Genomic DNA, 13,075 nt, shown 5'->3' with positions numbered 1-13,075 from the left:
ACCTCCGTTTTCGATTCCGGCACTGCACCGGCGACCTGGCCGACACTGACTACGCAGCATAGGTGTCGGACCGATCCGCGACGCCGTCAGCAGCGCCGAGCACCACGGTGGACTCCGGCCAAGGTGCGGTAGGTGAGCGCGTTGGCCGTGCAGTGCTCGACCTCCTCGTCGGTCAATTCCCGCCGAACTTTGGCGGGGACACCCGCCACCAACGATCTGGGTGGAATACGAGCGCCTTCGGTCACCAGCGCGCCTGCTGCAACGAGGCAGTTCGCTCCCACCACTGCGCCGTTCATGATGACGGCAGCCATGCCGACCAGTGTTCCGTCGCCGACGGTGCAACCATGCAGGACGGCATTGTGTCCCACACTCACGTTCGCACCGATCGTGAGCGGATAGCCCGGATCCACATGTGCGACAACGCCATCCTGAACATTGGACCCACTGCCGACCGTGATCTCCTCGGAGTCGGCGCGGAGAACGGCCCGATACCAGACACTGCTGTCCGGCCCCAGATTCACTCGTCCGACGAGCGTCGCAGTGGGGGCGACCCACGCGGACGCGTCGACGTTCGGAGAACCGCACTCGAGCGCGAGCAGCATCGACCCTGAGCTCGTATCGGTCATGAGTTCCTGTTTCCTTCCATCGGTACAGCTATTTCTGGAATCCACGTCACAGTGCTTGTCATCAGTGATCCAGCGCACTATGGTCATTCCTACCAGAAGATAATGCACTTATCAAATAATGATAATTATCTTCACTCGGACCTACTACCCAACTGCAGGGAGTGACCACCGGTGTCCACCACTACCGAGAACGGCCCATTGCACGGAATCCGTGTGATCGAGCTGGGCAACTTCATCGCCGCACCGTTCGCCAGTCGTCTTTTCGCCGACTTCGGTGCCGAAGTCATCAAGATCGAACGCCCCGGCGTCGGAGACGAACTCCGCGGCTGGCGTCGAAGCCGCGGAGACACCTCCATGATGTTTCGGACCATTGCCCGCAACAAGCATTCTGTGACCCTCGACCTTCGAACCGACGACGGCCGCGATCTGGCGCTGCGCCTGGTCGAAACCGCCGATGTCGTCGTCGAGAACTTTCGACCCGGCACACTCGAGCGGTGGGGTCTCGGGCCCGATCGTCTGCAGGCAGTCAATCCCGACGTCGTCCTGGTGCGGATCTCGGGCTACGGTCAAACCGGCCCGCATCGCGATCGCGCGGGATTCGGAGGTGTCGCAGAGGCTTTCGGCGGACTTCGCCACGTCACCGGGCACGCAGATCGCGACCCGGTGCGCCCGGCCGCACCCATCGGAGACGTCCTGGCCGGACTCCACGGAGCTGTCGGCGCTCTGGTGATGCTGCTCGCTCGAGAACGCAGCGGAGATCATTCTCGGCCCAAGGTCGCCGACGTCGCACTCTACGAAGCAGTGTTCATGGCCATGGAATCACTGGTCCCGGACTTCGACGCATACGGCACCGTCCGCCAGCGCACAGCGGGCAATCTTCCCGGCGTGGTCCCCAGCGGAATCTATCCATCCCAGGACGGCAGCGTCATGATCGCCGGTAACTCGAGCAGCGTGTTCGGCCGGCTCATGACCGCAGTCGGCCGAGCAGACCTGGCCGCGGACCCCGACTTGGCCGACGGCGACAGACGATTTCAGCGCGAGGCCGAGCTCGACGAGGCGATCTCGTCGTGGACATCGGCGCGCCCCACCTCCGTGGTCGTCGACGAGCTCGGTGCTGCAGGCGTTCCCGTCGGAGAGGTATTCGACGCAGGCCAGATCGCCGAGGACGAGCACTTCGTCGCCCGCGGCATGGTGCAGCCTCTGAAAGTCTCGGTGGAACAGGGCAGCACCGAGGAAGTGCGCTTTCCCGGAGTGGTTCCGCGCTTCGGCGACACCGCCACCGCCGTCAAGTGGGCGGGCCCGGATCTGGGCGAGCACACCGACGATGTTCTCGGCCGCACACTCGGTCTCACCGAGGAGCAGCTCGACGATCTCCGCGCCAGGAAGGTGATCTGAAATGCCGCGCGTCAACATCACCGACGTCTATCTCCGCGATGGTCTGCAGGACGAGAAGTGCATCGTCCCCACCGCCGACAAGCTGGCGGTGCTCGATGCAACCCTTGCGTCGGGCATCACCTCGCTCGAGATCGCGTCGTTCGTCTCTGCCACCCGGGTGCCGCAGATGGCCGACGCCGAGGAAGTCGTGAAACGCGCACCCCGCCGAGACGGAAGTCGTTACAGTGCACTGACTTTGAACAGTCGCGGTGTCCACCGGGCAGCCGAGACGGACATCGACGTGATCCAGATCGTGACGTCCGCCAGCGAGAGCCACAGCCGCGCCAACGCCGGACGCTCGCCCGACGACGCCTTGCGCGATCTGAGTTCCGCTGTCGCACTGCATCCGGACCGCACATTCACCGGCGGGGTCAGTACCGCATTCGTGTGCCCGTTCGACGGCGTCATCACGCCCGAGCGGCTCGTCGAAGTGTGTGAACGCATGGCCGACATCGGTGTATCGAGCCTCGGTCTGGCCGACACGCTGGGGATCGCCACCACCGACCAGGTACTGACAGGTGTCGACGCCGTACGAACAGCGTTGCCCGAGTTGACAATCAGCCTGCATCTGCACAACGCTCACGATCAGGCCCTCGACACAGCGGTACGTGCAGTACTCGACCTCGAGATCGAATACTTCGACAGCGCACTCGCCGGGTACGGCGGTTGTCCCTTCGCCCCGGGCGCGCACGGAAACCTGGCCACCGAACAACTCGTGGATACGTTCCATCGCGCCGGAATCGACACCGGTATCGACACTGACGGTCTCACCGCCGCTGCCGATCTCGCTCGTGCAGTGGTCGACCGCGCCCTACCTCTCCCCACCCCCGCCTCCGCTCTGTGATCAGGCGGGCTCCGGCCCGCGCATCGCCGCTTCCTCCGCGGCACAACCTCATCCTCCGTCCGAAAGGCCAGCCATGGTCTACGCAATCTCGATCGTCGCCCTCATCGCCATCTTCACGGTCGCGACGATCACTCCCATCAACATGGGTCTACTCGCCTTCGCCGGCGCGTTCCTCATCGGTGGCGCGATATCCGGCATCCCCATCGACGACATCATCGACGCATTCCCCGGTAGTACGTTCATCATCGTCGGCGGCATCACCTTGCTGTTCGCCATCGCCAAAGCCAACGGAACCATCGACGTCGTCATCGATCGTTCCCTCCGACTGGTGGGCGGGCGACGCTGGGCCATTCTGTGGATGATGTTCCTGCTGTCCGGGCTGCTGATGGCCCTCGGCTCCGTTCTCGCCGTCGGCATGCTGGCACCGATCGCGATGCCACTGGCCAAGCGCAACAACGTCAATCCCTTCCTCATGGGCATGGTCGTGAGCCACGGCGCTCTTGCGTGCTGCTTCTCCCCGATCAACCTGTACGGCGCTTTCGTCAACGGCCTGATGGATTCCACCGGAGTCGGCTCACATCCGCTTGCCCTGTTCCTCATCCCGTTCGTGCTCAACACCTTCATCGCTCTCGTGCTCTTCCTCGTTCTCGGCCGCGACCTGATCACAGATCGAACGCGTGCGTTCGACGTTCAGGACCTGCGCGACCAGGAGAGCGGACTGCCGACGCCGTCCGGACCGCGTCCGGGCCACACCGGGTTGCCCGAGGGCCGCGGTGGCGGCACCGCAGTGCAAGTCGAGGCCGATCCCATCGAAGCTGCCTCGGTCACAACGGTTCCCGATCAGCCCGTTCCGCTGAATCGAGTGCGTATCCTCACGCTCCTCGGCATCGCCGCCCTGGTAGTGCTGTCGGTGACCTTGGGTGTCGACATCGGCGTCAGCGCGATCTGCGTGTCGGTGGTGCTGCTGCTGTTGGCACCCAAGACCCACCCCAAGGTGGTCGACAACATCGCCTGGCCCGCCGTGGTCCTCGTCTGCGGCGTCCAGACCTACATGACGGTCATGACCCAGAACGGCACACTGGGATTCCTCGGCGACGCCGCGTCGGCCCTCGGCTCACCACTGCTGACGGCACTGATCCTCTGCTACGCGGTGGCCATCATCTCGGCATTCGGATCGTCGATCGGCACCATCGGTATCGCCCTACCCCTCGCTGCACCGATGTTCGCCGCCGGTGAGCTGGGTGCCATCGGATTCGTTGCTGCCATTGCTTTCTCGGCGACGGTGGTCGACGTCAGCCCGTTCTCCACCAACGGTGTCATGGTCCTGGCCGAAGCACGAGTGGACGACAAGGCCCGATTCCAGCGAAAGATGCTGGGGTACTGCGGACTCGTCGTTCTGCTCGCCCCGCCGACGGTCTGGCTTCTGACAGTGGTTGCACCATCGGTCACCTGACTCGGCGAAACGACACGCCCCTGCTCACCGCCCTCATTCCCGCGAGGGTCGGTAGGCGGGGGCTTTCGGCGTTCGATCGGTCTCTGCGGTGTTCAGCAGCGGCATCGTTCGGAACTCGACCAGTTCCGAAAGCACCACCACACTCGTCGACCGGGCGATCGTACGAGACTGGTTGAGTACGATCAGAGTTCGTTGCAGATCGTCGTGCGAGGCAGCCGCGACTCGGCACAACACATCACCGGCACCCGTGGTGGCAAAGGCTTCCAGGACGCCGGGGATCTGCTCGAGCACAGCGACGACGTCGCCGAGCGCACCTTGCGCGATCTCCAATGTGACGAACGCCTGGACCCCGTAACCTGCTGCAGCCAAGCCGATTCGCGGCCGGTATCCGGTGATGACACCGCTGTCCTCCAGCCGTTGCAGCCTCGCTGTCACCGTCGCCCGTGCCACCCCGAGGTTCCGTGACAGCTCGAGCACCCCGATTCTCGAATTGTCCTGCAGCGCAGCGAGTATTGCGCGGTCCAGCTTGTCGAGCGTCGGTTCCATCGTGCACCTCGGTGGTCATCGTATTTTCTAGACATATCGTATAGCAGAACGAGAGATTGTCTGCGCTATATGTACAGCTGAGACAGTAGAAACGAGGTCGATTGACGACCTATCCGCCAGATGTTTTGCTCGACGGAACAACTGGTCGACACGACACCAGCTCGGCAACAGGGAGATTCAATGAGCCTCGACAACATCCTCAACGACGACGAACGGTTGGCCGATCTCGACGCCGAACAATTGCGTCAGCTCGTCGGCCTGGTCGAGTACGACGACAAACGCGACCCCTTTCCGGTCAGCGGCTGGGACGCCATCGTGTGGGTGGTCGGCAACGCGACGCAGACCACGCACTTCTTCCAGTCCGCCTTCGGCATGGAATTGGTGGCGTACTCCGGCCCGACGACAGGTCAGCGCGACCACCACGCGTACGTACTCAAGTCGGGCGCAGTGCGATTCGTCATCAAGGGAGCCGTCGATCCCGACAGCGACCTGGTGGCGCACCACACGCGGCACGGCGACGGCGTCATCGACATCTCACTGGCCGTCCCGGATGTGGATCGATGCATCGAGCATGCGCGGGCGCAGGGCGCGCGAGTACTGCAGGAACCAACCGATATCTCCGACGAGCACGGCACGGTGCGGACTGCGACCATCGCCACCTACGGCGACACCCGGCACACGTTGGTCGACCGATCCCGGTACACCGGCGCGTACCTCCCCGGCTACGAGCCGCGGACGTCGACACTGCAGCGACCGGTAGGCGCTCCCAAGCGGATCTTTCAGGCCCTCGATCACGTGGTGGGCAACGTGGAGTTGGGCAAGATGGACGAGTGGGTGGACTTCTATCACCGCGTCATGGGATTCACGAACATGGCCGAGTTCGTCGGAGCCGACATCGCAACCGACTACTCGGCGTTGATGAGCAAGGTCGTCTCCAACGGCAACCACCGCGTGAAGTTCCCGCTGAACGAGCCGGCCGTCGCCAAGAAGCGATCGCAGATCGACGAGTACCTCGACTTCTATCGAGGCCCGGGCGCACAGCATCTGGCGCTCGCGACCAACGACATTCTGTCTTCGGTCGATGCCCTGCGCGCAGCGGGCGTCGAATTTCTCGCCACCCCCGATTCGTACTACGAGGACCCGGAACTGCGGGCCCGCATCGGCAACGTCCGGGTACCGATCGAAGAACTGCAGAAGCGTGGAATTCTCGTGGACCGAGACGAGGACGGGTATCTGCTGCAGATCTTCACCAAGCCTCTGGTCGATCGCCCCACGGTGTTCTTCGAGCTGATCGAACGCCATGGCTCGCTCGGCTTCGGCATCGGCAACTTCAAGGCCTTGTTCGAGGCCATCGAGCGTGAGCAGGACGCTCGCGGCAACTTCTGACTCGTGATCTGTTCGACGCCGCCCACCGTCAGCGTTCGGTGGGCGGCGTCGTGCGTCCCAGACCGCCTCGGTCCTCGTCGAAGATCAGCCACGTGCGAGTCGCGCGGACTCCGTCGAGTGATTGCAACCCCTCCAGCACCACCTGCCGCAAACTCTCGTTGTCGGGAGTCCTGATGAGCACCAAGACGTCGAAATCGCCACCGAGCAAACTGAAATGGTCGACGAATTCCATTGCACGCAAACCCTCGGACACGGTCCGCCACGAATCCTGCCGGATGGACAGCGCAATGAACGCAGAGGTCCCCAGCCCTGACGCCGCATGGTCGACCTGCACGGTGAACCGCTCGATGACCCCCGAGTCCTTCAACCGATCGACACGCGTATACGTATGTGCACGAGAGAGATTCAATCGATCGGCCAGTACCCGCATCGAGACCCGACCGTCGGCGGTCAACTCGGTGAGGATGCGCCGATCGGTGTCGTCCAGCTCCACACGCCTCGAGACGTCGTCCATTCGTCCGCTCCTACCTGGTCGTTCTATGCACTGATCGGACATATCGCTGGTGTACGCGAGGATCGGTAGCCATATGTCTGCAATTCTACGACCATAGGACTTCTTCCTCACCGAATCGGCCAGAATCGCCGTACAAGCCGATTTCAGGAGAGTGCGCCATGACGACCGTCGAGAAGGTTCCGGCAACGTCCTATCAACAGTTCATGCCCGCCGACCGTCCCGTGCAGTATCTCGCACCCGACGGGACAGGCGTCGACAGCGCCGCACGGTATGCGCGCCCGTCCGACGAACGGCTGCTGGAGATGTATCGCTCGATGGTGCACGGTCGCCGATTCGACCAGCAGGCAACGGCATTGACCAAGCAGGGCCGGCTCGCGGTCTATCCCTCCTCGCGTGGACAGGAAGCCTGCCAGATCGCCGCAGCCCTCTGCCTGGGTGAGCAGGACTGGATGTTCCCGACATACCGGGACTCGATGGCTCTCGCGGCGCGAGGCGTCGACCAGGTGGAGTTGCTCGGTATGCTCGCAGGCTACTGGCACTGTGGTTACGACCCGACCGCCTACAAGGTCGCTCCCCAATGCACACCGCTGGCAACACAATTGCTGCACGCGACCGGTTTCGCGTACGCCGAGGCCAAGCAGGGACGAGACACCATCGCCCTGGCATTCTGCGGAGACGGCGCAACCAGCGAGGGCGACTTCCACGAGGCCCTGAACTTCGCCGCCGTCTTCCGGGCCCCGGTCATCTTCCTGGTCCAGAACAATGGTTTTGCGATCAGCGTTCCGCTCGCGCGTCAGAGCGCGGCTCCGTCGTTGTCGCACAAGGGCGTCGGCTACGGCATCGGTAGCGAACAGGTCGACGGCAACGACCCCGTCGCGATGATGGCCGTCATGGACGAGGCAGTGAAGTACGTCCGCGCGGGCAAAGGACCGGTGGTCGTCGAGGCGCACACCTACCGCATGGACGCCCACACCAATGCCGACGACGCCACCCGCTACCGCAAGGCCGACGAGGTCGAAGGATGGTTGGCCCGAGATCCGCTCTCGCGCTTGGATTCCTACCTCGAAGGCCGAGGAATCCTCACCGACGAGCTCCGCGAGCAGATGACGGTATCCGCCGACGCCGACGCAGCAGCACTTCGAGCCGGCATGAACGTCGAGCAGGACGTCGACCCCGAGGATCTGTTCCGGTTCGTCTACTCATCCCCCACCCCCGGATTGACCGACCAGCGCAATCAGGTCGCCGCCGAAATCGCAGCAGGAGAACTGTCATGACCACGATCACCATGGCCGGGGCCCTCAACGCCGCCCTGCGCGACGCGTTGACCGAGGACGAAAGGGTCGTTGTTTTCGGCGAGGACGTCGGCACGCTCGGCGGCGTCTTTCGCGTCACCGACGGACTGACCCGCGACTTCGGTGACGACCGCTGCTTCGACACCCCGCTCGCCGAGTCGGGCATCGTGGGATTCGCGATCGGGATGGCGATGTCGGGCTACAAGCCCGTCGTCGAGATGCAGTTCGACGCGTTCGCCTACCCGGCATTCGAGCAGATCGTGTCCCATGTGGCCAAGCTGCGCAACAGAACTCGTGGCTCGCTCACCGCGCCGATGGTCATTCGCATCCCGTTCGCGGGCGGCATCGGCGGCGTCGAGCACCACTGCGACTCGTCCGAGGCCTACTACACGCACACCCCGGGGCTGAAGGTCGTCTCCCCGTCGACCGTCGCCGACGCGTACTCACTGATGCGTGACGCCATCGCGGATCCCGATCCGGTGATCTTTCTCGAACCGAAGCGGCTGTACTTCTCCAAGGACGACATCGAATTGGGAAAGACCGAGCCGATCGGCACGGCGGTCGTACGCAGAGGCGGTACCGACGTCACGCTTCTCGCCTACGGACCCACCGTGTCGGTGGCCATGCAGTCCGCGGAATTCGCGGCCGAGGACGGCCGGAGCGTCGAGGTGATCGATCTGCGGTCGCTCAATCCGTTCGACGACGAGACCGTCGCGGCCTCGGTTCGTAAGACCGGACGCTGCATCGTGATTCAGGAGGCGCAGGGCTTCGCCGGCGTCGCTGCCGAGATCGCCTCACGCGTATCCGAGCGCTGCTTCCATCACCTGCACGCCCCTGTACTCCGCGTTGCCGGACTCGATATTCCCTACCCTGCACCGAAACTCGAGCACTTCCACCTGCCGTCCGCAGACCGGGTACTCGACGCGATGGACCGGCTGCAGTGGAACGATGCTCCCGATCTCAGCAAGGCGGTCACGGTATGAGCATGCAGGTGTTCCTGCTCCCCGATCTCGGTGAGGGACTGACCGAGGCCGAGATCGTCGAGTGGAAGGTCAAGCCGGGCGACATCGTCACCATCGATCAGGTCGTCGTCGAGGTCGAAACTGCAAAAGCGTCCGTCGAGGTGCCGTGCCCCTTCGAGGGTGTGGTCGGCGAACTGCATGCCGCCGAGGGCACTTCACTGGCCGTCGGCGCTCCCCTGATCAGCATCACCGGCGGCGCCATCGTCGATACGCCCGCCGCCCATGAGCGGTACCGCGAGGAAGAACGCGCCGGCTCGGGCAATGTGCTCATCGGCTACGGCACAGGACACGGCCCGACCGGTCGTCGCAAGCGGAGTGCGGCTGCGCCGCAGCAGAGAGCGGCTGCGCCGCAGGTGAGCGGAAACTCGACCCAGGCTACGAATTTCCACTCACATGCGCCGAAGGTGCTCTCCCCCATCGTTCGGAGCATGGCGTTGAAGGGTGGGCTCGATCTGGGCAGTATCGACGCAGAAGGCAGCCACGGCGTCATCACTCGTGCAGACGTCGAGCGAGCTTTGGCAAGTTCGACGGTTGCTTCCTCGCCGGAGGGCGTCACGCGAATACCCATCACCGGTATTCGTAAGACCATCGCAGACAAGCTCTCTCGCAGCCGTTCGGAAATTCCTGAGGCCACCGTCTGGGTCGACGTCGACGCGACGGCTCTGCTGCAGGCCCGACGCGACCTCGATGCCTCCATAGACGGCGTCAAGGTGACGCTGCTGGCGGTCCTCGCGAAGCTCACCATGGTCGCGCTGGCCAAGTTCCCGGAGCTCAACAGCACGGTCGACACCGCTGCAGGCGAGATCCTGCGTTACGAGAATGTCGGACTCGGCATCGCCGCGCAGACCGACCGTGGACTGATGGTTCCCGTTGTGCCCCAGGCCGACAAGGCCGACCTGAAGGAACTGTCCGAACGGCTGGCCGAGCTGACCGAACTCGCGCGAACCGGTTCACTGCCCGCAGCCCGGCTGAGCGGCGGAACGTTCACCCTCAACAACTACGGAGTGTTCGGGGTCGACGGCTCGGCCGCGATCATCAACCACCCCGAGGCCGCGATCCTGGGCATCGGCCGCATCATCGACCGTCCCTGGGTGGTCGACGGCCAATTGGCCGTCCGCAAGGCCGCGCAGTTGTCGTTGGCGTTCGATCACCGCGTGTGCGACGGCGGAGTGGCAGGCGGGTTCCTGCGCACCGTGGCCGATTTTGTCGAGAACCCCGTCGTGGCATTGGGATCCGTCCGATGAGCGACGTGGACGTTCTCATTCTTGGTGGAGGGTCGGGCGGCTATTCGTGCGCCCTGCGTGCCGAACAACTCGGCCTCTCGGTCGCGCTGGTCGAGGAAGACAAGCTCGGCGGTACCTGCCTGCATCGCGGATGCATCCCCACCAAGGCGCTGCTGCACACCGCCGAGGTTGCCGATGCAGTGCGCGGTTCGGCGCATGTCGGCGTCACGGCATCGTTCACTGGTGTGGACATGCCCGCGGCACTGGGCTATCAGCGCAGCGTGGTCGCCGGCCTGTACGCAGGTCTGCAGGGATTGCTGAAGCGTCCCGGTATCGAGATCGTCTCCGGTCGTGGCCAGGTGGTCGGTCCTCGCACCGTCGAGGTCGACGGTCGACGCATCACCGGGGGCTCGCTGGTTCTCGCCACCGGGTCGTATTCACGCACCATCCCCGGTATCGAACTGGGGCCTCGCGTGCTCACGAGTGACGGGGCGATGGCACTCGATCGGGTACCGGAGTCGGTCGTCGTGCTCGGCGGCGGTGTGATCGGTATCGAATTCGCCAGTATCTGGGCATCGTTCGGTGCCCAGGTCACCGTCGTCGAGGCGCTCGATCGCATCGTGCCGGGCGAAGACGAATGGTCCTCGAAGCAGTTGACCAAGGCATTACGCAAGCGCGGCATCGACATTCGTATCGGCACCAAGGTCGAGTCCGTCACCGAATCTCCCGACGCAGTCTCTGTGTCACTGTCGTCCGGGGACACCCTCTCGGCCGACCTCGTCCTGGTGTCCGTCGGACGCGGACCCCGCACCGACGGCCTCGGCCTGATCGAGCAGGGCATCGCCACCGAACGCGGCTTCGTAAGCGTCGACGACAATCTGCTCACCACCGTGGACGGCGTCTATGCCGTCGGCGACATCGTGGCGGGATATCAGTTGGCACACCGCGGATTTCAGCACGGCATGTTCGTCGCCGAGCACATCGCCGGCCTCGCACCGGCACGCATCGACGGCGATCTCATTCCGCGCGTGACCTATTCACACCCGGAGGTCGCATCGGTGGGACTCACCGAAAAGGCCGCGGAGCAGAAATACGGCACAGTGACCTCCGTTGTCTACGACCTCGGCGGCAACGGCAAGAGCCGCATCCTGTCCACCGCCGGCGGAGTCAAAGTGATTCGAGCCCGTGACGACGGCCCGGTTGTCGGTGTTCACCTCGTCGGCGACCGCGTGGGCGAGCTGATCGGCGAGGCACAACTCGCCGTGGCATGGGAAGCACTGCCATCAGAAGTCGGGAGTTTCGTGCATGCTCACCCCACGCAGAACGAGGCACTCGGTGAGGCGATGATGACACTCTCGGGACGTCCGCTGCACGCGCACAGTTGACCGCTGCCGGAACAGGTTTCGTCATGGTCGACCCGATGTCAGGTCGGGCCCGGGTCGGGTGGGGCTCGAACTGTGCACGATCAGTGTGCGCGCAGAGTCGCAGACCTGGGCCGGATCGGTGCTGAAGAAATACCTCCACTCGTTCGACGGCGACGCTGGAGCATCGGGGTCGAGCGGGGCGGCGACCAGGGCGCAGTAGAACCGTTGGCCGATGACGGCGATGGCACCGATTCTTTCCGAGGGTTGAACCAGGTCGGCGTGGCGCACCCCATCGGTGGCAGTGAACAGTGCGCGCGGTGCGTCGAGCGCTTTGACGTACGGGTGTCGGCGCGCCAGACGCTGCAGTTTGCGCGCCATGTCTGCGCTGCACAATTCCGGTTCGCGGAACGCGACAACGATCGTCAGAGTCTCGGTGGTCGTCATCGCGAAGTCGAGCAAATGGTCGGAGATGGACGTGAGGAGCGAGATCGACGTCGTGTCGGTGGCGCGGTCGTCGAGAATGTCCGTCAACGGTCTCGTCACAGGAGGGCGTGGCTGCACAGGGAAGGAGGAGGTCGGGGATGCATCGAGGGGGCCGGGACGGCCGAGATGAAACCCTTGCCCGTAGTCGGCACCCCACGCCAAGGCTTTGTCCTTCTGTCTCTCGGTTTCGATTCCTTCGGCGATGAGTGTCACCTCGAACCGGCTCGAGTATGCGAGCGCGGCGAGCAAGGTGGCGAGCTTGTCGCCGGGGAGGTCGTCGTCGAGCAACGATCTGTCGAGTTTGATCACTTCCGGTGCCAGAAGGGGCAGCAGTACCAGAGAGTCGGGGTCGGCACCGACGTCGTCGAGAGCGATGGTGACTCCGTCACGTCGGAGTCGGTCCGCCGATCTGAGCAGGCGTGCAGGGTCGGTGAGCAGGGAGCGTTCGGGGAATTCCGCAACCGGCCGAACCTGGGAGCCGCCTGCGCGGAGCAACTGGCTGAGGCGGCGGACCGAGGCCGACGAATTCTCGGAGGACATCGCTTCGGCTTCGATGTTGACGAACAACGTACGCGGCGCGTGGTCTGCAGGGGTGGACTGTGCCGCTGTGGTGACTGCCGACTCGATGCATCTGCGGTCCAGCTCGTCGACCATTCCCATGGTGCGAGCGATGTCGAAGATCTGTTCCGGCGAGGTGTCCGGAAACGCCGGCCACCGGGTGAGTGCCTCGTGCGCGACGACCAACCCGGTCCTTGAGTCGACGATCGGCTGAAAGATCGAGGTCAGTGAGCTGAAACGCTCGTCGAAGCCCCTGTCGACGCCCAATTCTCACCCCACGTTCTCGGTCCCACCGCTGCACGTACACAGAGACTTTCGTTCCCTGTGCCG

12 protein-coding genes are annotated in these 13,075 nt (G+C 64.2%); 8 read left to right on the top strand and 4 right to left on the bottom strand.

Annotation, left to right across the window (positions count from 1 at the left end; all coding sequences use genetic code 11):
* Positions 1-86: 86 nt before the first annotated feature.
* Positions 87-626 carry a gamma carbonic anhydrase family protein gene (locus CH296_RS12025; protein WP_256980425.1) on the bottom strand — a complete coding sequence of 180 codons (540 nt, stop codon included), beginning with the start codon at positions 624-626 and terminating at the stop codon, positions 87-89.
* Between the two features lie 171 nt (positions 627-797).
* Here CH296_RS12025 and CH296_RS12020 point away from each other — a divergent pair, with 171 nt between their 5' ends.
* The 3 genes from CH296_RS12020 to CH296_RS12010 all read left to right on the top strand — a co-directional run bounded on the left by CH296_RS12020 (position 798) and on the right by CH296_RS12010 (position 4,357).
* Positions 798-2,021 carry a CaiB/BaiF CoA-transferase family protein gene (locus tag CH296_RS12020; RefSeq protein WP_094646564.1) on the top strand — a complete coding sequence of 408 codons (1,224 nt, stop codon included), beginning with the start codon at positions 798-800 and terminating at the stop codon, positions 2,019-2,021.
* A gap of 1 nt (position 2,022) precedes the next feature.
* Complete coding sequence (locus tag CH296_RS12015; RefSeq protein ID WP_094684839.1) at positions 2,023-2,904, top strand: hydroxymethylglutaryl-CoA lyase; 882 nt, start codon at positions 2,023-2,025, stop codon at positions 2,902-2,904.
* 73 nt (positions 2,905-2,977) lie between these two features.
* Entirely contained in the window at positions 2,978-4,357 is a 1,380-nt protein-coding gene (locus CH296_RS12010; protein WP_094684838.1) for an SLC13 family permease, read from the top strand.
* 33 nt (positions 4,358-4,390) lie between these two features.
* On the opposite strand, the gene CH296_RS12005 is transcribed toward CH296_RS12010, so the two are convergent.
* The gene (locus CH296_RS12005) at positions 4,391-4,903 is read right to left on the bottom strand and encodes an Lrp/AsnC family transcriptional regulator (RefSeq protein ID WP_032395390.1); all 513 of its coding nucleotides are present in this window, start codon (positions 4,901-4,903) and stop codon (positions 4,391-4,393) included.
* Positions 4,904-5,083: 180 nt separating this feature from the next.
* On the opposite strand from CH296_RS12005, the gene hppD reads away from it, so the two are divergent.
* Complete coding sequence (hppD, locus tag CH296_RS12000; RefSeq protein WP_094684837.1) at positions 5,084-6,289, top strand: 4-hydroxyphenylpyruvate dioxygenase; 1,206 nt, start codon at positions 5,084-5,086, stop codon at positions 6,287-6,289.
* A 28-nt stretch (positions 6,290-6,317) separates the two neighbouring features.
* Here hppD and CH296_RS11995 read toward each other — a convergent pair whose 3' ends face one another.
* Positions 6,318-6,803, bottom strand: coding sequence for an Lrp/AsnC family transcriptional regulator (locus CH296_RS11995; protein WP_045198207.1), 486 nt, complete (start codon positions 6,801-6,803; stop codon positions 6,318-6,320).
* 158 nt (positions 6,804-6,961) lie between these two features.
* Between CH296_RS11995 and CH296_RS11990 the strand changes: the two genes are divergently transcribed.
* From CH296_RS11990 to lpdA, 4 genes are read left to right on the top strand one after another with little or no spacing between them, the layout of a single operon-like run.
* The gene (locus CH296_RS11990) at positions 6,962-8,077 is read left to right on the top strand and encodes a thiamine pyrophosphate-dependent dehydrogenase E1 component subunit alpha (RefSeq protein ID WP_094684836.1); all 1,116 of its coding nucleotides are present in this window, start codon (positions 6,962-6,964) and stop codon (positions 8,075-8,077) included.
* Positions 8,074-9,078: an alpha-ketoacid dehydrogenase subunit beta gene (locus tag CH296_RS11985; RefSeq protein ID WP_094684835.1), complete on the top strand. Its 1,005-nt coding sequence runs from the start codon at positions 8,074-8,076 to the stop codon at positions 9,076-9,078. The genes CH296_RS11990 and CH296_RS11985 overlap by 4 nt, the downstream gene beginning before the upstream one ends.
* Complete coding sequence (locus CH296_RS11980; RefSeq protein WP_094684834.1) at positions 9,075-10,361, top strand: dihydrolipoamide acetyltransferase family protein; 1,287 nt, start codon at positions 9,075-9,077, stop codon at positions 10,359-10,361. The genes CH296_RS11985 and CH296_RS11980 overlap by 4 nt, the downstream gene beginning before the upstream one ends.
* Positions 10,358-11,725, top strand: coding sequence for a dihydrolipoyl dehydrogenase (gene lpdA, locus CH296_RS11975; RefSeq protein WP_094684833.1), 1,368 nt, complete (start codon positions 10,358-10,360; stop codon positions 11,723-11,725). Before CH296_RS11980 ends, lpdA begins: the two co-directional genes overlap by 4 nt.
* Before the next feature lie 21 nt (positions 11,726-11,746).
* Here the strand turns inward: lpdA and CH296_RS11970 are convergent, their stop codons facing one another.
* On the bottom strand, positions 11,747-13,012 hold the full coding sequence (locus CH296_RS11970) for an EAL domain-containing protein (RefSeq protein ID WP_094684832.1): 1,266 nt from the start codon (positions 13,010-13,012) through the stop codon (positions 11,747-11,749).
* Positions 13,013-13,075 lie beyond the last annotated feature (63 nt).

This window comes from Rhodococcus sp. 14-2496-1d (genome assembly GCF_002259365.1).
GTDB lineage: Bacteria > Actinomycetota > Actinomycetes > Mycobacteriales > Mycobacteriaceae > Rhodococcoides.
The sequence above is the reverse complement of the archived record's forward strand: the minus strand, read 5'-3'. Positions and strand labels throughout refer to the sequence as shown.